Genomic DNA, 18,926 nt, shown 5'->3' with positions numbered 1-18,926 from the left:
ACCACGCGTACCCATACCGAACACGAACGTTAAGCCTTCCAGCGTCGATGGTACTTGGACCGAAGGGTCCTGGGAGAGTAGAACGTCGCCAAGCGAATTCCCACTCATGTGGGTTTTTTCTTCTGGGTAAGGGCCTTTAGCTCAGCTGGTTAGAGCGCACCCCTGATAAGGGTGAGGTCGGTGGTTCGAGTCCACTAAGGCCCACCAGCGTTCCCTGATAGCTCAGTTGGTAGAGCACTCGACTGTTAATCGAGTTGTCACAGGTTCGAGTCCTGTTCGGGGAGCCATTTCTTCAAGGCCCGTTGGTCAAGGGGTTAAGACACCTCCCTTTCACGGAGGTAACAGGGGTTCGAATCCCCTACGGGTCATTATTCTAAGCAAAGTACTTGATTACTTTGTGCAGATCCCATAATGTTCATACATAGCGGAGGCTTAGCTCAGCTGGGAGAGCATCTGCCTTACAAGCAGAGGGTCGGCGGTTCGATCCCGTCAGCCTCCACCATTTATGTTCGTGACATTGTGGGGTGGAAGACCGGGAGGTCGTTCTACTCGTCACTTGCAGGTAGCTGTGTGCTGCAAAATAAGTGTGGAGCCGTGGTGTAGAGGCCTAACATGCCTGCCTGTCACGCAGGAGACCGCGGGTTCGAATCCCGTCGGCTCCGCCATTTTACCCTAACTTCAAACATGTTAAGGCTCGGTAGCTCAGTCGGTAGAGCAGAGGACTGAAAATCCTCGTGTCGGCGGTTCGATTCCGTCCCGAGCCATTGCGTGAGCCATTAGCTCAGTTGGTAGAGCACCTGACTTTTAATCAGGGTGTCGTAGGTTCGAGTCCTACATGGCTCAGATTCATGCGTTCGTGGCGGAATTGGCAGACGCGCACGGTTCAGGTCCGTGTGGGCTAACCCCCCGTGGAGGTTCGAGTCCTCTCGAGCGCATCGTTTTGCGGAAGTGGCTCAGCGGTAGAGCATCGCCTTGCCAAGGCGAGGGTCGCGGGTTCGATTCCCGTCTTCCGCTCCATTAATCAACTTATGTGCCCTTAGCTCAGCTGGATAGAGCGTTTGACTACGAATCAAAAGGTCGGGAGTTCGAATCTCTCAGGGCACGTGTATCAAGCCGGTATGGCGGAATTGGCAGACGCGCGCGACTCAAAATCGTGAGGGAAACCGTGGGGGTTCAAGTCCCTCTACCGGCACCATAATTAACGGGATGTAGCTCAGCTTGGTAGAGCACCTGGTTTGGGACCAGGGGGTCGCATGTTCGAATCGTGTCATCCCGACCATATGTTTTTGCGGGTGTAGTTCAATGGTAGAACTCCAGCCTTCCAAGCTGGTAGCGTGGGTTCGATTCCCATCACCCGCTTAAAGGCACAAACCTTGAGAAATCAAGGTTTTTTTGTTTTTATCGGCAGATTACCTTTTTACTATTTTCGGTTATAATAGGAAGTACATGGATAGCGGGAGGGCTGAACAATGACGAAGCCGGTAGGAGTGACAGCGTCGGCAGGTGTTCAAATTGGCGTCAGAAGAACGTTAAAGATGACCCAGGAGCAAGCCTGGCAGTATTTGCTCTCATCATCCGGGTTGAAGCTTTGGCTGGGTGACTTGGAGAAGCTGAATCTGGAGCCCGGACAACGTTATGCAGCCAACGACGGAACGCTCGGAGAGATGAGAGTCGTCAAGCCTTATGAGCAGCTGCGAATGACCTGGCAGAGGAGAGGCTGGGAGAAGCCGTCTACGCTTCAGATTCGTCTATTGCCTGCAAGCGGCGGAAGGACGACGGTCAGCTTTCACCAGGAGAAATTAGCGGACCTGGCGGTGAGAGAAGAAATGAAGCTGCGGTGGGAGAACGTATTAACCCATTTCGAGGAATATGCCGAGCGGATGAGCGGCTAAATATCGACTGCTTTGAAAAAAGAAAACCGTACTATAGCAAGGAAAAGCGAGACGAAGGTCTTCACTCCATGCTGTAGTACGGTTTTTTGCTATTTCCGCTCAATGCGATTTGTTTCGATTAGCCTTGAATGGCTTGCTTGTCATTTGCGACAGCAGCCGCTTGCTTGGCCGCTTTGCCCGATTTCTTGTATAGTACCAGCATCCCCAGGGATATCAGGAGAATGATAAACAAGATAAAATATAAATGCTGATAAGCTTCAGCGGGAGCGGTATTGTTCTGCCATACGAGAAATATTCCGCAACCGGCAACGGCGAACGACCCGCCCAGGTATTGGGACAGCTGGGTTAGTCCCATCCCCGACCCTATCAGATGCTTCGGCAGGATCCGTGACACTTCATTCGATAGAGCGGAAGTAATGGAGGATAGGGACGGTGAGAAAATAAGATAGGCTGCCAAGGTCACAAACGCAGACGCATGTACCCATAACGAGATCATCATGATGGAAATTCCGAGCAGCACATGCCCTGCCACCATGAACCTATAGTTGCCGTACCGGTCTATCCACCGTCCGACCAGCTTCAATAGGCATGCGGACAGGAAGGCGCCGGGGAAAATCATCAGTCCGATCGATGCCGCCCCCATGCTGAATACCTTGGAATAAATTAGCGGCATCAGAAACAGCATCGACAAGTTCATAACAAAGACGAAGAATGCGATGCATAACAGCTTGCGGTAGGCCGCGTTTTGGAATAAAACCGGCGGAATGAAGGGCTTCTCCGCTCTTCGCAGATGCCAAACCGTTAAGCCTAGGGCAATGATGCTAAGGATAAGGACGATGCCGGACAGCTGAGTGACGGCAATTAAGAAAGCCGACGAAGTAATAACGATCAAGGCCGCCCCGGTGTAATCGAACCGAACCCTTTCCAGCGTTTCTTTGGGGATAAGTCTCCATAAGATAGGGACCAGCAGAATAACCAGGCAGGTGACGGCAAACAGCTCGTGCCAACCGAAATATTGCGTAATAGCACCTCCGATAACCGGCCCCAGACCGAACGCCAGTGCACTTCCCGAAGCGATCATCGAGATGGCCCTTCCCCGACGTTCGTAGGGCACATAGCGGCTGGCAAGCACCATGCCGAGCCCAGGCGTTGCTCCGGCTCCGCTGGCCTGAAACAGCCGGGCAAGCAAGACAAGCCCGAAGCTATCGGCGAACAGGCCGATGACAGAAGCTATGACGAGAAGCGAAATCCCGATCGTCCAAAGCTTACGAATGGGGATGAAATCCGATAACCGGCTGAAAATGATAGTCGACAGGGCAAAGACGATAGAATAGCCCGACACGATCCAGGAGCCCTGCCCCGCCGTAATATGGAGCTGCCCGATAATATCCGGAAGGGATACGTTGAACATTGTCGTGTTCATAACGACGAGAAAGTTGCCGAGCGCCCACACGGGGATTGTAACTTTATGGTTCATACGTTTTATGACCGCCTGACATGATTTTTTTGACACTATGGTTTATACTACTCTTGAATGTTCATATAAAAAAATATTAATTTTCATATTAATTCATAAGTTTGAACTTATTAATAGATTTCGGTCGGTTTATTACTACCTCAGGCGGTAGGAGGAGGGTTAGGATGGAGCTGCTTCAATTGAAATATTTTCAGGCGGTGGCGAAGCATGAGCATATGACCAGGGCAGCCAAAGAGCTTGCCATCGCTCAGCCCGCTTTAAGCCAAACGATCGCCCGTCTGGAAAGCGAGGTAGGGGTTCCGTTGTTCGACCGGCAAGGGCGCCAGATCAGGTTAAATCCATTCGGACGCGTCTTTCTCCGTCATATTGATCAGGCGCTGGCCAATATTCACGATGGACTGCGGGAGGTTAGGGATCTTGGCGGGATGGAGCATGGGTACATTTCCTTAGGGGTCATGTCAACACAAGTATTGGGCGACCTCCTCAAGGCATTCGGTGCCGAGCATCCGCATGTCAAATTCCGCGTTCACCAGCATTCGCTGCAGACCATGATCGAGCAGCTGCACAGCGGGGAGCTTGATCTGTGTATAGCTTCCATGCCTATTGAATATTCGGGCATCGAATGGTTGTCGCTGATGAACGACGAGATCATCCTAATGGTGCCGCATGAGCATCCGCTTGCGGAGAGAGCCTCGGTCAGACTGGACGATCTAGCCGATGAAACGTTCATCAACCTGAAGAGCGGCAACAACCTGCGCGATCTGACCGACGCGTATTTTGAGCAAGCTGGAATCCGTCCGGATATCGCCTACGAAATCGATGAGCCGGCGTCCGTTCGAAGTCTGGTGAAGGCGGGACTAGGCATTTCATTCAGCACTATGCTGAACTTAAGATTCTGGGATCATACCTCTGTAGTACCGCTTAGGATTGAAGAGCCTGACTGCCGCAGGCCGATAGGCTTAGCTTGGAAGAAGGACCGTTATCATTCGATGGCGGCCCGGAGCTTCCGGGAGTTCGTGCAAAGCTTCTTTGCGCGGCTGCAGCAGGAAGAGATTGAATCTGCTTCCAAGTGGAAATAAAATAAAACCAGCACTTATAAGCAATCGCGAGGAAAGGGGCAGTCGCACACGATGTCCAAAGCAGATAATATGCTGGCAATCTTATGGCTCTTGAAGGATCGTAAACGGGTAACGGCCAAGCAGCTGGCAGACGAGCTGGAAATTCATGTCCGCACAGTCTATCGGTATATTGACGCGCTGTGTGCCAGCGGCGTTCCGATTATTGCGGATTCGGGGCATAACGGAGGATACAGCTTGCTGAGCCAGTTTAATGAGGCTCCTCTGTTTTTTGACATGACGGAACAGAAGGCTCTCATTCATGCGGCCGTCTTCGCACAGGAAGCCGGATATCCCTATGGCGAAGCGCTGCAGAGAGCGGTCGGCAAGCTCAAAATGTATACGAATGAAGAGCAGCTAAACGAGATCAACCGGCATTTGGTCGGCTTCGATGTCATCCATGCTCCTGCGGACGATTCCCATGAAGCCTTGCTTCAAGAGCTGGAGGTTTCTGTAGCGCGAGGCTGCACTGTCGAGATGAGCTACTTGAAGGGAACGGCTCAGCTGCCGCTTCAGCGGCGAATCGACCCGTACGGACTTGTTTATTGGAAGGGAAAATGGTATATCGTCGGATTTTGCCATTTGCGCCGGGATGTTCGCAGCTTCCGCGTAGATCGCATCCAGGAGGTATCCCCGACGTCGGACCGTTTCGAGCGGCCTCAAGCATTTTCCGCCAAAGACTTTTTCTTAGGCACGCTTTTGCCTGATAAGGATAACGAGGAAAAGCGGATCTCTATTCGCATTGCGGGCAGAGAATCAGCGATTAACGATTTATGTGCACACTGGTATCTTGGTCATGTGCTGGAGGAGAGGTCGGCGACCGAAGCGCATTTTCGCTTGGAAGAGAGAGCGGTGGCCACCTATTTTCCCCATCTGCTGCTGTCCTATGGCAGGTCGATTCAGGTTAAGGAACCGGCGATTCTCAGGGACAAGCTGGTCGAGCTGGCTTCGCAGCTGGCCGATTATTATCGCTCCATGTAACATCACTGACCATAATTGTCAGTCAACCTCCTATAGAATAGGGTCAGCAAGGTGAATCCAACGTAATAAATGAATGGATATGAACGGGGACTGCTGCCCTAATTAGGAGGAATGGAAATGAAGCTGCTGCAAATCCGTCTGTTGGCGGACGATTTCAAGACTAGCGCCGCATTTTATAGGGATGTGCTTGAACTGCCGGTGGGCTGGTACATGGAGGAGATGGAGTACGCGCTGTTCAACAACGGCGAGACTCGAATTGAGGTTGTTTCCAAAGCTATGATGGCCGAGGTGCTCGGAGGCATGTCAGGGGAATCCCGCGGGGGAGAGGCAGGACCGTCACAATTTCTGCTGCAATTCGAGGTTGACGATGTCGATGCGGCCTCAGATAGGCTGAAGGCCAAGGGGGCCGTCTGTATGACCGAACCGCATGACCGGATGCAGTGGAACTCACGTATTGCCCATTTTCGCGATCCGGACGGAAATCTGATCGAGATATACCGTATGCTTAGCTGATTGTCTATTATCATTTACATCACGATGAAATCTGCCGGGATCTGCGTTAGGACTATCACGTATGGGCAAATGAGAAAATATTGAACCATCTAAAGGAGCTGCCGGAGGAGCTTTATTCTGCCGCAGTGCAAAGTGTTTTTCCTTCTATAGCGGATGCGCTCGCTCATATATACCGTGTAGATACGACGTGGTTTGGCGCCGTGTCCGGCAAAAGCTTCGATGCTATGATGGAAGACATTAAGCAGGCAACCGAGCAGGCAAAGGGAGTCAGCTTGGAAACGATGCAGGAGCTGTACCATCAATTGGCAGAGAAATATCGGGCTTTCCTTGTGGAGCAGGATCTGGACGCAGTGAGGGAGTATCCTCATCCCCAGTACGGCACACTTCGCGCCGGCCATTTGGACATTATTGAACATGTCGTCAACCACGGTACGTATCAACGCGATGCTCCGCCAGCTGGGCCATCCGTGCGTTCCGACGGACTATGTGTTTTATTTGTATGTAGTTCAGAGTAAAAGTAGGGAAGCGTTCTGCCTTTAGGGGTGGGGCGTTTTTGTTTTAAGGCTAGCCGAAAAAGGAGCTTTTATGGTATGCTATTAAACATCAGATGATCGGATATTATGAGGGGAGAGGAACCGAATGGATTATGTCATTGATTTGCAAAACATCACTTACCGCAGAGAAAAAAACGAGCTGCTCACCGATATTAACTGGCAGGTGCGCCCGGGAGAGCATTGGGCTATTCTTGGATTGAACGGTTCGGGCAAGACGACGATGCTTAACATCGTTAACGGTTATATATGGCCAACCTCAGGCAAGGTGTCCGTGCTGGGTCATCCTTACGGTACTGTTGATTTAAGAGAGCTTCGCATGTCTATCGGCTGGGTAAGCTTGTCTTTGCAGGAAAAGCTGTATGCAACCGATAAGGTAGAGCAAATTGTCGTCAGCGGCAAATATGCGACCATCGGCTTGTATGAAAAGCCGGGAGAAGAGGATTGGGAACGAGCGAACGCCTTGATGGAGCAAATGCAGTGTATCCATTTGAAAGGACGCCAGTATCAAACCTGCTCCCAAGGGGAGAAGCAAAAAATATTAATCGCCCGCGCATTGATGAGCTCGCCGAAGCTTTTGATTCTGGATGAGCCGTGCAATGGGCTGGATTTGTTTTCACGGGAGGCGCTTCTTGAGGTGATCGACCAGCTGGCGAAATCGCCTGATGCGCCGACATTATTGTATGTGACTCACCATACGGAGGAGATTTTGCCGATGTTCCGTCATGCTCTGCTGCTGCGCCGGGGCGAGGTCTTCGCCTCCGGACAGGTGAGCGAGGTGCTGACCGAGCAGCATTTGTCGAGCTTCTTCGAGTCGCCCGTGGAGGTGTTGAGACGGGAGGACCGGTACTGGGTCCTCCCGAAGCAGCAGCGCCGCGATCCGGCGGCGCAAGAGGCCCTCATGACGAGGGAGTAAGTCATGAGGAGAGATAAGGCTGAAGCTGCTCCTGCAGCTTCGCGCTGATGGTCGTCAGCGGCAGGCGCAGCGCGCCGCTGGCGATACGGCCCTGCTCCGCGAGAATCCATTTGAGCGGAGCGGGGTTCGGCTCGGCGAACAGCAGCCGGATGAGCGGCAGCAGTTCGTCGAACTCCAGCTTGGCTTCGCTCACGTGGCCGGAGAGAAAGCGGTTATAGATGTGAACGAACCGCTCGGTATGCAGATGTGCGGAAGCCAGCATGCCCCCTTTGGCTCCGCAGCATAAGGAGGCGTAGAAATTAGCGTCCTCTCCGCACAGCACCGGCTTCGATCCATGGCGTGACAGCTCGGAAACGAGACCGATGCCTCCTGAGCTATCCTTCATTCCAATAACGCCGTCTATATCCAGAATGGTACGGACGGTATCTACCTCTAGAGTAATTCCGGTTCGGCTTGGAATCTCATACAAAATCACCGGAACCCCTACCTCGGCTACCCTCCGAAAATGCTCAATAATTCCTTGCTGCGACGGCCTGTTATAATAAGGAACGACGACAAGTGCGGCGTCCGCTCCGAGAAGACCGGCCTGCTCCGTTCTCTGAACGGTGGATGCCGTATCGTTCGTGCCGGTTCCCAGCACTATCGGGATACGCGAGCCGATTGTTTCCTTCGCTATCCGTGTCAGTGCCTCCCATTCGGTTTGCTTCATTGTAGGAGATTCGCCGGTCGTTCCATTCACGACCAGTCCGTGAATGCCATCCCCGACGTAACGGGATACCAGATTGCGGAAGGACTCCTCGTCGACTTCTCCGTTCGGGTGAAAAGGGGTTATGATCGGGAGATAGATCCCTTTGAGCTGCTGTTCGGTTAACATCATGAATTCCTCCTCATGCTTTATAGGAAGTGTCGAACTGTTATCTCGGAAGACTTGCTGTGATTGGATTACAATCACTTTAGCATGGAACTTATTATCAGTGTTAGCTATAATAAATGATAAGGTGCATCAAAATTTTTGATGAAAGGGGCGGCAGCCGATGGATTTGACCTACTTTCGTACGTTTCGCGAGGTGGCTAGAAGAGCGAGCTTTACTCGGGCCGGGGAGGAGCTCGGCTATGCGCAGTCGAGCGTGACCATGCAGATTCAGAAGCTGGAGAGAGAATACGGGGTCTCTTTGTTTGAACGATACGGCAAGCAGCTGCGGCTGACTCCGCCGGGAGAAGCGCTGCTTAAGCTGGCGGTGCAGATGCTGGACCTGTACGATCAATCGAAGGAATCGATTGCGAATCAGGTTAACGCCGCGGTCACAATAGGCACCATCGATTCGTTGGCGGCCTATTATTTGCCGCCGTATTTGCAGCAGCTGAGGCAGCTGCATCCGGGGCTGGGGATTCAACTCCTGCCCGACAGCGAGGCGGAGCTGGTAGCTAAGGTCAAGGAGGGCGAATACGACGTCGCCCTGCTTCTTGACCGTCATCCTGCGGATGCTTCGCTCCGCTGCATTACGGTGCGCGAGGAGCCGCTCGTTCTCATCGCGCCTCCTGGACATGCACTCACAGCAGCGGCTGAAGCAGCCCTCCGTGATCTGGAGGGCTGCGAGCTGATCGTGTCCGAAGGAAGCTGCATCTACCGCAGCACCTTTGAGAAGGTGCTGCGGGATAACGGAGTGGCGTACCGGATCGGATTCGAGCTTGGAAGTCTGGAGGCGATCAAGCATTGCGTCATGAATGGGCTCGGCATCGCCCTGCTGCCCCGGATTGCGGTAGAGGATGAGCTCCAGAGGGGCAAGCTGGCCGTGATTCCGTTCCGTCATCCGGATCTTCGCTTCCAGCTGCAGGTGCTCCTCCATCCGAAGAAATGGATGTCTCAGACGCTCCTGTCATTAATAGGCTTACTGACTGGAGACGAGGCGGCAGCGGAACGTTATCTCACTGCGATAACGTCTGAGCAGCCGAATGATTAATAAAAGTCCTGCAGGGTACCCGATTGAGGATACCCGTTGCAGGACTTTTTGATTGTGAGCCGCTGAGCAGCGTATGGCGGCCAAACCGCTATTTCACAACAAGCACCGGGATACCGGCATGCTGGACGACATTATGGCTCGTGCTTCCGAGGAACAGCTCATCCAGAGCGGATAAGCCTCTGCTGCCGATGACGATCAGATCGTTCCCGTTGTCCCGGGCATGCTCCACGATCGTCCTGGCCGGCTGCCCCTGCTTGATAATGGATTTAGCCGACGGCAGGTCGGAGATCAGACGCTTGATTTCTTCATCTACCGCGAGCTCATGCTCATAGTAGTTTTTTTGCATTTGAGGGGTTGTCAATACGGCCTCTCCGATGATGAGCGCGGGCACATAATAGACGTGCAGTACTTCGATTTCGGCAGCGGCCGCAGCGAGTCGTTTGGCATGCTCCAGCGCTTTTCTGGACAGCTCGGAGCCGTCGTAGGCGACAAGAATTTTGGAGTACATCGTTAGCACCTCGTTTGCTGGGAATTAGGCTGATAGGCAGCGTCCCTGTTTTTCCGTCAAATAGTACCTGTTTTCGGTATAACCTCTCCTTTTTCCAGCAGCTTTATTCCGGGATTGCTTTTTATTACCCAATGAAGGGCGAGAAGCTGCATGCAGCTGGTGAAATCGATGCATATCATTTGTTTTTCGACAAAATTTGGGAGGAAAGGGGTGACGATATCGGTATTGTGTGCTACAATTTGAACAATTCGTGTTACCAAAAATACATATATACCATGGGAGAGAAAGAGGAGAGAGATGTGTTGAAGGGACAAACGATTCGATTAGCTATACTGATTGTACTTCTTCTTTCAGTATTTCTGGCGGGCTGCACTCAGACTCCGAAGGGGAATGCAGGGAAAGCAAAGGATGAATTGGTCGTGGCTATCGGTTCCGAGCCGGAGGCCGGATTTGACCCGACTACCGGTTGGGGACGCTATGGCTCGCCGCTGTTTCAGAGTACTTTATTCAAGTATGATGCCAATATGAGCATCGTAAATGATCTCGCAACGGGCTATGAGCTGAGCGGCGACGGAACGGTATGGACGGTCACCATTCGTAAGGATGCAAAATTTACGGACGGGCAGCCGCTGACCGCTGGAGATATTCAATATACATACGAAACTGCCGCCAAGAGCAGCTCGGCTATCGATTTGAGCAACTTGAAAAGTGTGGAGGCTCCCAACGATTCGACAGTCCAATTCACGTTGAAGGAACCGCAATCGACCTTTATTCAAATGATGCTGGCGACAGGGATCGTTCCGAAGCATGCTCATGGGAAGGACTATTCGCAAAAACCGATAGGCAGCGGCCCGTATAAGTTCATTCAGTGGGACAAAGGCCAGCAGCTGATTGTTGAGGCGAACCCGGATTATTACGGAGCGAAGCCGTATTTTAAAAAGCTGACCTTTCTGTTCTTGAGCGAGGATGCCGCCTTTGCCGCCGCCAAGGCTGGAAAGGTCGATGTGTCCTATATTCCGGCCGCATTCAGCAAGCAGCAGGTTCCCGGGATGCGTCTGGAGACCGTTCATACGGTGGATAACCGGGGGATCGTGTTCCCATACGTAAAAGCCGGCGGGCAAACGAAGGAAGGATATCCGATCGGGAATGACGTAACGGCCGATATCGCGATTCGAAAAGCCATCAATACGGCGATAGACCGTAGGGCCCTCGTCCAAGGAGTGCTGGAGGGACATGGTACCCCTGCCTTTACGGTCAATGACGGCCTGCCTTGGTACAATGCCGACTCCGTCGTGCCTGATGGCGATCTGGAAGCGGCAAAAAAGCTTTTGTCCGATGCAGGATGGAAGGATACGAATGGCGACGGCATCCTGGACAAGGGATCGCTGAAGGCGGAGTTTCCCTTGCTGTATCCGTCCGATGACGTGACTCGCCAATCGTTGGCGATTACGGTTGCGGATAAGATGAAATCCATTGGCATTAACATGAAGGTTGACGGCAAAAGCTGGGACGAAATTAAAAAGCTGATGCACTCCAGCGCACTGCTGCTCGGATGGGGCAGCAACGATCCGATGGAAATGTTCAATGTGTACAGCAGCAAATTCGGCGGTGTGGAATATTACAACCCGGGCTTTTACAGTAACCCGAAGGTGGATGATTATATGAACAAGGCGCTTCGGGCAACGAATACGAAGGATGCTATGGAATTTTGGAAAAAGGCGCAGTGGGACGGAGCTACAGGATTGAGCGCCAAAGGTGATGCTCCTTGGGCCTGGCTCGTCAACATCGACCATTTGTACTTGGTCAAAGAAAACCTAGATATCGGCAAGCAGCGGATTCACCCGCACGGTCACGGCTGGCCGGTTACGGATAATATTGAAGAGTGGAAATGGCTGAACTAAGGGAAGCGGGTGTTGGCAGCATGAGCGGAAGCTTGGTAAGGTTTCTTGGACTGAAGGCACTGAGGCTGTGTCTTCTGTTGATAGCGATCAGTGCCGTATCGTTCCTGCTAATCAGCCAATCGCCGATCGATCCGGTTCAGGCTTATGTCGGCTCGGATATGATGAAGGTCTCGCCGGAGCAGCGTGAACGGATTGCGGCCCACTGGGGGCTCGACCGCCCCCCTATGGAGCGCTATATGAAATGGTCGGCCTCCGTGCTGCAAGGGGATATGGGGACATCCATGATCTTTCGCCGTCCGGTTACCGAGGTCATCGGCGAACGATTCAAGAGCTCCATCGCGCTAATGAGCACGGCATGGCTGCTTTCAGGGGTTATCGGGTTTGCGGCCGGGATTATTGCGGCGATGAACAAGGACCGTTGGATCGATAAGGCGATCAAATGGTACTGCTATACGTTGGCTTCCACGCCAACCTTTTGGATGGGACTGGTGCTTCTGATTGTTTTCGCCGTATGGCTTCGATGGTTTCCTGTCGGGATGGGCGTCCCTGCCGGAGTGCTCTCGCAGGAGGTAACCTGGACCGATCGGCTGGTACATATGATTCTACCGGCTATGACACTGAGCGTTATCGGTATCGCGACGATCGCCCTGCATACCAGAGAGAAGCTGGTCAGCGTACTGTCGAGCGACTATATTTTGTTCGCAAAGGCACGGGGCGAGCGGGGCTTTCGGCTTTTTTGGAGACATGGTTTGCGTAATATTGCGCTTCCTGCGGTAACCTTGCAGTTTGCGTCCTTCAGCGAGCTGTTCGGAGGGGCTGTCCTGGCGGAGCAGGTATTTTCTTATCCGGGTCTCGGTCAGGCTACGGTAGAAGCCGGACTTCGGGGAGATGTGCCGCTGTTGATGGGGCTGGTGCTGTTCAGCGCTGTATTCGTATTCTCCGGCAACCTGTTGGCGGATCTGATCTATCGCCTTGTCGATCCCAGGCTTAGAGAGGGGCGGGCGATAAGATGAGCATAGGAAGAATGAACCGCAGGCAGCGAACGGTTACTATGACGGTGCTGTCTGCTCTATTGCTGGCTTTTGTAGTACTGGAAGGCCTTCTCTTAAGCAGCGACAGGATCCAGACGCATCTGGAAATTCGCAATATGGCGCCCTCCTGGAGCCATCTGTTCGGTACGGATTGGCTGGGAAGGGATATGTTCACCAGAACGATGAAAGGTCTTGTCCTCAGCATTGGAGTCGGTTTAACCGCGGCTGCGGCCAGTGTCATCATTGCTATGGCACTAGGGTTAGCTGCCGCCACCATGGGCAGAACGGCGGATCGTATCATCAGCTGGCTTATAGATTTGTTTCTTAGCGTCCCCCATTTGGTGACGCTCATTCTTCTGGCCTTCGTCACGGGAGGAGGGGCCAAAGGGATCATTATCGGTATTGCCTTTACTCATTGGCCGAGCTTGTCCCGCGTCATACGGGCGGAAGTCATGCAGCTCCGGTCGGCCGAATTCGTGCAAATCTCCGGGCATTTGGGCAAATCACGCTGGTGGATTGCAACAAGACATTTGCTGCCGCATCTGGCTCCTCAATTCGTGGTCGGCGTGGTGCTGCTGTTTCCGCATGCTATTCTGCACGAAGCGGCTATAACCTTTATCGGGATGGGGTTATCCCCTCATCAGCCTGCGATTGGTGTTATTTTGTCCGAATCCATGCGGTATTTATCAACCGGGATGTGGTGGCTGGCTTTTTTCCCGGGCTTATGTCTTCTGCTTATCGTAAGAGCGTTCGATGTGCTTGGGGACAATATGCGCCGGCTCTTCGACCCGCATCAGTCACATGAATAGCTGCTAGCCATGCAGCATTAGAGAGCAAAGGAGCTGACAGGAACCATGGCGATTTTGCAGGTCCAAAACCTTTCCCTATCGTTTACCCAATATACACGCGGCCTTAAGCAGCGTTCGATTCAAGTGATCCATGACCTGCATTTGACGATTCATCCCGGTGAAATTGTAGCGGTTGTCGGCTCCAGCGGATCGGGCAAAAGCTTGCTGGCTCATGCTGTTCTCGGTATTTTGCCGTCGAATGCGAGGATGAGCGGCACTCTTCTATATGAGGGGCTGGAGCTGAATGCCGACCGGGCTGCTTCCTTAAGAGGCAGGGAGATCGCGCTTGTCCCCCAATCGGTTACTTTTCTTGATCCGCTTATGCGGGTAGGTGAACAGGTGAAGGCCTCCGTACGTGAAGGGGATGCCGACGCCCGTATGAAGGAAGTATTCGAGCGATACCGGCTTGCACCCGGTACGGACCGGAAATATCCGTTTCAATTGTCCGGGGGTATGGCCCGGCGAGTACTCGTATCTACCGCGACGATCAGCGGTGCGAAGCTGATTATCGCTGATGAACCGACTCCCGGCCTGGATCCCTCGGCCGTTCAAGAAGCGCTTAGCCGATTCAGGGAGCTTGCGGATAGCGGTGCCGGCGTCATGCTGATTACGCATGATATAGAAGCTGCGTTGACGATTGCCGATCGGGTTGCCGTCTTCTATGCAGGCACTACGGTTGAAGTCGCCCGCAGGGAGGATTTCCATGGAACGGGCGAGGCTCTTCGCCATCCTTATACGAAGGCATTGTGGCGGGCGCTGCCGCAAAATGATTTTGCGCCTATCCCCGGCTTTCAGCCCCATCCGTCTGCGCTGCCGCCGGGCTGCCTCTTTGCGCCGAGGTGTGCAATGGCCACTGCGGAATGCAGCGATGCGCTGCCGGCAGAGAGGGAGCTGCGCGAAGGAAGGGTGAGATGCATTCATGCTTCTTGAGGCACGCAAGATCGGATTTCATTATGATAAAGAGCCATGGTTGTTCCGCGGTGTCGATCTGACTATAAGGTCCGGTGAGGTTGTAGGGCTGGTTGGCCCCAGCGGCTATGGCAAAACCTCCTTTGGCCGCATACTGGCGGGCTTCGAAAAGCCGCGGGAGGGAGCGGTTATGTTAGACGGAGGACCGCTGCCTGCAACAGGCTTTCATCCCGTGCAATTGGTGTTCCAGCATCCGGAGAAAGCGGTGAATCCGCGCTGGTCGATGGGGCGAATGCTGCGGGAAGGGGGAGAGCCAGACCCGGAACTGCTGGCCGCGCTGGGCATTGAAGCGGATTGGCTCGGCCGATGGCCGAATGAGCTGTCGGGCGGCGAGCTGCAGCGCTTCTGTGTTGCGCGTGCGCTTGGAGCGGGAACCCGCTTTCTCATAGCGGATGAAATGACGGCGATGCTCGATGCAATTACCCAAGCGCAAATCTGGCATGCTGTTCTGACCGAGGCCGGCAAGCGGGACATCGGCATTCTGGTTATCAGTCATGAGCGTAAGCTGATTGACCGCATTTGCGATAGAGTGGTAGATACCGCAGCATGGCGGTAAAAAGAGAACAGCACTACACCGGACATGGTGTAGTGCTGTTGCTCGTTTTTCATATTATTTCACTATAAGGACAGGCACTTTGGAGTTCTGTACCACGTTATGGCTGACACTTCCCAAGAAGAACTCGCGAATCGCTCCGAGTCCCCGGCTGCCCATAATGATGAGATCAATTCCGTTATCATGGGCATAATCCAGAATGGAATTGGCGGGAGAGCCGTTCTGGATAATGTAGCTGGCGTCTATCGAAGAAGGGACGAGATCTCTTGCTTCCTGAAGAACCCCTTCGCTGATTTTCGGATCTATGGTAATGGTAGTACCCATAGCATAGGATACGTCCTGCACGCCGTGAATGACGTGGAGCTCCGGCGCTTTAGCGTCCTGTGCGGCTTCCTGCTGCACAATTTCAATCGCTTTGGCGAGCGCTTTCTTGGACAAGTTCGAACCGTCGTATGCTACGAGAATTTTAGTGAATAGCATGATAACCACCTCCGTGATTATTTCGTTTGTTACTACACTTTCATTATACCATGACCGGGGCGGGAATTGTCGAAAAAATCTGACTAATTGTGTCAATTAAAGGAACGGCAAGCAGCGCTTGGGCGGCTTTTTAAGCGCTTCCTTTTTTACAGAAAATCGGGTTAACCCTAAGCTTCCTTGGGCCTCGAGGCCACCGTGTCCGGCAGGGAGGCAGGTTGAAACTGCTTGCGGTACTGCCGGGGAGTCAGCCCAATGCTCTGCGTAAAGCAGTGGGAGAAATAAGCGGGATAATGAAAGCCCACGTTATCGGCAATTTCCGAGACCGGCAGGTCGGTCTTAACCAGAAGCAGCTTCGCCTGCTCCAGACGATATCGCAGCAAATATTCGAGCGGTGTGCATTGATACACTTCCTTCATGCATCGGGTAATATAATTCGGGTGAAAGTGAAGGGCGTCCGCCAGCATCGCATTGGTCACATCGCTCCGGTAATGGCGCTTCAAGAAGGCCTCCGCCTGTTCGGCGACAACCCTGGACGGATGGGTATTGAAGATGTGCTGACCTTCAACGGCCGCGCGCAGAAGCTCCAGAAACAGCTGCTGCTGTTCCCAGAAGCCGCTGGATCGCAGCTCCGCAGACCAGCCTAGCAGCTTGGCGAACAGATCATAGCCCATCTGAGGCACAGGCATAGCCCAATGCTTGGGGATCGCCATGCTATGCTGCTGAACCGGATGAAGCTGCAGATGGCCTGGCGTGTTTTCTTTAGCCGCAGGCTCGGAGAAGGCCGCAGCTGATTCCCTCCATGTTCCCGGTATTTGAAAATGCAGCCAATAAAACGTCGTTTCTTCCTCGCAAGGGGCTGCCGCATAGTGATAACGGTCAGGAAGGAGAATCAGCATTTCTCCTGCGGTCAGGGCCCATTGTTTGTTTTCCTCTCCAATGTAGAGCGTTCCCCGGCTGACGAGCAATAGATCGAATACCCCCAGATTGGCCCGGTTCGGATGCTGCTGTCCTGTCTGATAGACGGTCCTGCCGCATTCCATGAAATAAGGCAGCGGGGCTGCCTGAAAATGCAGGTAGAGAGGCTCCACGCTTCTTCACTCCAAGGTTCAAATAGTATAAATATAGGGTGATTCTATTCGTATTTTTCAATCATTTTATAAGATATGATGGGAAAATGAAAGGTTCAAATTGTATCTATATAACATACTTAAGGATGTGAAGGGATGTCGCTGTTTACAAGCAGACAGGTGCCGCTCAGCAAGGTTCAGATTGAGGATCCGTTCTGGTCTCCTTACACCAGGCTGGTTCGTGAGGTTGTCATTCCGTACCAATGGGAGGCTCTAAATGATCGGATTCCTGGTGCCGAACCGAGTCATGCCATGAACAATCTGCTGATTGCCGCCGGCAAGAAGACAGGGGAGTTCGGAGGGTTCGTATTTCAGGATAGCGATATAGCCAAATGGCTGGAGGCTGTGGCTTACTCTCTGGCAAATCACCCGGATGCGGAGCTGGAAGCAACAGCGGATCAGGTCATAGGTCTGATTGAAGAAGCGCAGCATGAGGACGGCTATTTTAATACCTATTTTACGATAAAAGAACCTGGGAATCGTTGGACGAACTTAACGGATTGTCATGAGCTGTACGTTGCCGGCCATTTGATCGAGGCTGCCGTGGCCTATTACGAAGCGACGGGAAAGCGCCGATTTCTGGAGGCGATGTGCCGCTTTGCCGATTATATCGGTACGGTTTTCGGCAGGGAGCCGGGACAAATTCGCGGCTACGACGGCCATCAGGAAATCGAGCTTGCCCTCGTTAAACTGTATCGGGTGACAGGGGACGAGAGCTATTTGAAGCTCAGCCAATATTTCATTGATGAGCGGGGGCGGGAGCCTCATTTTTTCACGCAGGAGTGGGAAAAGCGAGGAGGGACGACCCATTGGAGACCTGGAAAAGCATCTCCTCCGAATTTAGCTTACCACCAAAGCCATATGCCGGTCAGAGAGCAAAAGGAAGCGGTAGGTCATTCGGTGCGTGCGGTCTATATGTACACGGGAATGGCGGATTTGGCGGGCCATACCGGGGATGCCTCGCTGCTCGAGGCCTGCCGTACGCTTTGGAGCAACATCGTATCCAAGCAAATGTATATTACCGGCGGTATCGGCTCGACGGCGCACGGAGAAGCGTTCACCTTTGACTATGATCTGCCCAATGATACGGTGTATGCGGAAACCTGCGCATCGATCGGATTGATCTTTTTTTCGGAGCGAATGCTCCGGCTGGAAGCCAAAGGGTCCTATGCCGATGTGTTGGAGCGGGCTCTCTATAATAACGTGGCAGGCAGCATGGCACTGGACGGAAAGCATTATTTTTACGTGAATCCATTGGAAGTATGGCCGGAGGCCAGCAAACACAATCCGTCCTGCAAGCATGTTAAGGCGGTCAGACAGCCTTGGTTCGGGTGCTCGTGCTGCCCGCCTAACGTGGCGAGGCTCCTGGCTTCTCTTGGCGGGTATATTTATTCAAGCACAGACGATACCGTTTACACGCACCTGTATATAGGAAGCAAGGCGCAAGTGGAGACGGCGGGCACACGACTGCAGCTAAAGCAGATTTCCCGTTACCCGTGGGAAGGCCGGATACAGCTGGAGATCACTCCGGACGAGGCGGCGCATTTTGCCTTGGCTCTCCGCATCCCCGGATGGTGCCGCGGTGCCCGGCTTCAAGTCAACGGAGAATCTATAGAGGTGGAACCGCTTATCGTTGACGGATATGCCTATATCAAACGGCTGTGGCAGGCGGGAGATGTCGTGGAGCTGGAGCTGCCAATGACAGCGCAGCGGGTCCGTTCGAATCCAAGGCTGCGGGCGAACGCGGGCAAAGCCGCTATTCAACGGGGGCCTCTGGTTTACTGCTTGGAGGAAGAGGATAATGGCAGGCTCTTGACCGCCATTGTACTGGATAGCAAGTCGGAGCTGACAGAGAGGTTCGACGATCATCTATTCGGAGGCATAGTCGTCGTAGAAGCGGCGGCTTCACGCGATGACGAGAGAGAATGGGGCGAGGAGGAATTATATCGTCCTGTGACCCGGCAGGCAGCACCCCACCAATTGCAAGCCATTCCGTACTTCTTATGGGGGAACCGGAAGCAGGGCGAAATGATAGTATGGATTAGGGAGCATTAAACAAGGACAGATAAGCTGACTTCGAGCCTTCATAAGGCGAGGAGTTGG

General features: G+C 53.1%; 18 protein-coding genes, 13 tRNA genes and 1 rRNA gene. 27 read left to right on the top strand and 5 right to left on the bottom strand.

Going from position 1 to position 18,926, the window contains the following annotated elements:
• From rrf to GGC63_RS31395, 15 genes are all read left to right on the top strand, one after another.
• Positions 1-94 (top strand): 5S ribosomal RNA (rrf, locus tag GGC63_RS31465); the annotation flags it as partial.
• 36 nt (positions 95-130) lie between these two features.
• Positions 131-207: transfer RNA gene (locus tag GGC63_RS31460), tRNA-Ile, on the top strand.
• 4 nt (positions 208-211) lie between these two features.
• Positions 212-287 (top strand) — tRNA-Asn (locus GGC63_RS31455).
• 9 nt (positions 288-296) lie between these two features.
• Positions 297-368: transfer RNA gene (locus tag GGC63_RS31450), tRNA-Glu, on the top strand.
• Between the two features lie 58 nt (positions 369-426).
• Positions 427-502, top strand: a tRNA-Val gene (locus GGC63_RS31445).
• Between the two features lie 86 nt (positions 503-588).
• Positions 589-665: transfer RNA gene (locus GGC63_RS31440), tRNA-Asp, on the top strand.
• A gap of 26 nt (positions 666-691) precedes the next feature.
• A tRNA-Phe gene (locus GGC63_RS31435) sits at positions 692-764 on the top strand.
• 6 nt (positions 765-770) lie between these two features.
• A tRNA-Lys gene (locus tag GGC63_RS31430) sits at positions 771-843 on the top strand.
• A gap of 7 nt (positions 844-850) precedes the next feature.
• A tRNA-Leu gene (locus tag GGC63_RS31425) sits at positions 851-935 on the top strand.
• Between the two features lie 7 nt (positions 936-942).
• Positions 943-1,017: transfer RNA gene (locus tag GGC63_RS31420), tRNA-Gly, on the top strand.
• A 13-nt stretch (positions 1,018-1,030) separates the two neighbouring features.
• A tRNA-Arg gene (locus tag GGC63_RS31415) sits at positions 1,031-1,104 on the top strand.
• 8 nt (positions 1,105-1,112) lie between these two features.
• A tRNA-Leu gene (locus GGC63_RS31410) sits at positions 1,113-1,195 on the top strand.
• Between the two features lie 7 nt (positions 1,196-1,202).
• A tRNA-Pro gene (locus GGC63_RS31405) sits at positions 1,203-1,279 on the top strand.
• 9 nt (positions 1,280-1,288) lie between these two features.
• Positions 1,289-1,359: transfer RNA gene (locus GGC63_RS31400), tRNA-Gly, on the top strand.
• 110 nt (positions 1,360-1,469) lie between these two features.
• On the top strand, positions 1,470-1,892 hold the full coding sequence (locus GGC63_RS31395; protein ID WP_192705653.1) for an SRPBCC domain-containing protein: 423 nt from the start codon (positions 1,470-1,472) through the stop codon (positions 1,890-1,892).
• 118 nt (positions 1,893-2,010) lie between these two features.
• Here the strand turns inward: GGC63_RS31395 and GGC63_RS31390 are convergent, their stop codons facing one another.
• On the bottom strand, positions 2,011-3,369 hold the full coding sequence (locus GGC63_RS31390; protein WP_192705652.1) for an MFS transporter: 1,359 nt from the start codon (positions 3,367-3,369) through the stop codon (positions 2,011-2,013).
• A 164-nt stretch (positions 3,370-3,533) separates the two neighbouring features.
• Between GGC63_RS31390 and GGC63_RS31385 the strand changes: the two genes are divergently transcribed.
• The 5 genes from GGC63_RS31385 to GGC63_RS31365 all read left to right on the top strand — a co-directional run bounded on the left by GGC63_RS31385 (position 3,534) and on the right by GGC63_RS31365 (position 7,445).
• Positions 3,534-4,448: a LysR family transcriptional regulator gene (locus GGC63_RS31385; protein WP_192705651.1), complete on the top strand. Its 915-nt coding sequence runs from the start codon at positions 3,534-3,536 to the stop codon at positions 4,446-4,448.
• Between the two features lie 51 nt (positions 4,449-4,499).
• Positions 4,500-5,465, top strand: coding sequence for a helix-turn-helix transcriptional regulator (locus GGC63_RS31380; protein WP_192705650.1), 966 nt, complete (start codon positions 4,500-4,502; stop codon positions 5,463-5,465).
• A 117-nt stretch (positions 5,466-5,582) separates the two neighbouring features.
• Positions 5,583-5,978, top strand: coding sequence for a VOC family protein (locus GGC63_RS31375; RefSeq protein ID WP_192705649.1), 396 nt, complete (start codon positions 5,583-5,585; stop codon positions 5,976-5,978).
• A gap of 80 nt (positions 5,979-6,058) precedes the next feature.
• Positions 6,059-6,493, top strand: coding sequence for a DinB family protein (locus GGC63_RS31370; RefSeq protein ID WP_225948634.1), 435 nt, complete (start codon positions 6,059-6,061; stop codon positions 6,491-6,493).
• Between the two features lie 124 nt (positions 6,494-6,617).
• Positions 6,618-7,445, top strand: coding sequence for an ABC transporter ATP-binding protein (locus GGC63_RS31365; protein ID WP_192705648.1), 828 nt, complete (start codon positions 6,618-6,620; stop codon positions 7,443-7,445).
• A gap of 1 nt (position 7,446) precedes the next feature.
• On the opposite strand, the gene dapA is transcribed toward GGC63_RS31365, so the two are convergent.
• Positions 7,447-8,319: a 4-hydroxy-tetrahydrodipicolinate synthase gene (gene dapA / locus GGC63_RS31360; protein ID WP_192705662.1), complete on the bottom strand. Its 873-nt coding sequence runs from the start codon at positions 8,317-8,319 to the stop codon at positions 7,447-7,449.
• A 160-nt stretch (positions 8,320-8,479) separates the two neighbouring features.
• On the opposite strand from dapA, the gene GGC63_RS31355 reads away from it, so the two are divergent.
• On the top strand, positions 8,480-9,406 hold the full coding sequence (locus tag GGC63_RS31355) for a LysR family transcriptional regulator (RefSeq protein WP_192705647.1): 927 nt from the start codon (positions 8,480-8,482) through the stop codon (positions 9,404-9,406).
• Between the two features lie 88 nt (positions 9,407-9,494).
• On the opposite strand, the gene GGC63_RS31350 is transcribed toward GGC63_RS31355, so the two are convergent.
• Positions 9,495-9,914, bottom strand: coding sequence for a universal stress protein (locus GGC63_RS31350; RefSeq protein ID WP_192705646.1), 420 nt, complete (start codon positions 9,912-9,914; stop codon positions 9,495-9,497).
• 302 nt (positions 9,915-10,216) lie between these two features.
• Between GGC63_RS31350 and GGC63_RS31345 the strand changes: the two genes are divergently transcribed.
• Genes GGC63_RS31345 through GGC63_RS31325 form a run of 5 tightly spaced genes read left to right on the top strand, consistent with a single transcriptional unit; the run spans position 10,217 to position 15,219 of the window.
• Positions 10,217-11,815 carry an ABC transporter substrate-binding protein gene (locus GGC63_RS31345; protein WP_225948633.1) on the top strand — a complete coding sequence of 533 codons (1,599 nt, stop codon included), beginning with the start codon at positions 10,217-10,219 and terminating at the stop codon, positions 11,813-11,815.
• A complete protein-coding gene (locus GGC63_RS31340) occupies positions 11,803-12,828 on the top strand; it encodes an ABC transporter permease (protein ID WP_192705644.1) in 1,026 nt (341 codons plus the stop codon). Before GGC63_RS31345 ends, GGC63_RS31340 begins: the two co-directional genes overlap by 13 nt.
• Positions 12,825-13,655: an ABC transporter permease gene (locus GGC63_RS31335; RefSeq protein ID WP_412973908.1), complete on the top strand. Its 831-nt coding sequence runs from the start codon at positions 12,825-12,827 to the stop codon at positions 13,653-13,655. The genes GGC63_RS31340 and GGC63_RS31335 overlap by 4 nt, the downstream gene beginning before the upstream one ends.
• Before the next feature lie 45 nt (positions 13,656-13,700).
• The gene (locus GGC63_RS31330) at positions 13,701-14,624 is read left to right on the top strand and encodes an ABC transporter ATP-binding protein (protein WP_192705643.1); all 924 of its coding nucleotides are present in this window, start codon (positions 13,701-13,703) and stop codon (positions 14,622-14,624) included.
• Positions 14,614-15,219, top strand: coding sequence for an ABC transporter ATP-binding protein (locus GGC63_RS31325; protein WP_192705642.1), 606 nt, complete (start codon positions 14,614-14,616; stop codon positions 15,217-15,219). The genes GGC63_RS31330 and GGC63_RS31325 overlap by 11 nt, the downstream gene beginning before the upstream one ends.
• 54 nt (positions 15,220-15,273) lie before the next feature.
• Here the strand turns inward: GGC63_RS31325 and GGC63_RS31320 are convergent, their stop codons facing one another.
• Positions 15,274-15,696: a universal stress protein gene (locus GGC63_RS31320; protein WP_192705641.1), complete on the bottom strand. Its 423-nt coding sequence runs from the start codon at positions 15,694-15,696 to the stop codon at positions 15,274-15,276.
• A 167-nt stretch (positions 15,697-15,863) separates the two neighbouring features.
• Positions 15,864-16,784 carry an AraC family transcriptional regulator gene (locus GGC63_RS31315; RefSeq protein WP_318781153.1) on the bottom strand — a complete coding sequence of 307 codons (921 nt, stop codon included), beginning with the start codon at positions 16,782-16,784 and terminating at the stop codon, positions 15,864-15,866.
• 135 nt (positions 16,785-16,919) lie between these two features.
• Between GGC63_RS31315 and GGC63_RS31310 the strand changes: the two genes are divergently transcribed.
• Positions 16,920-18,878 carry a glycoside hydrolase family 127 protein gene (locus GGC63_RS31310; protein WP_192705640.1) on the top strand — a complete coding sequence of 653 codons (1,959 nt, stop codon included), beginning with the start codon at positions 16,920-16,922 and terminating at the stop codon, positions 18,876-18,878.
• Positions 18,879-18,926: the final 48 nt, after the last annotated feature.

Origin of the sequence: Paenibacillus sp. OAS669 (assembly GCF_014873645.1) — a bacterium.
GTDB lineage: Bacteria > Bacillota > Bacilli > Paenibacillales > NBRC-103111 > Paenibacillus_S > Paenibacillus_S vulneris.
The sequence above is the reverse complement of the archived record's forward strand: the minus strand, read 5'-3'. Positions and strand labels throughout refer to the sequence as shown.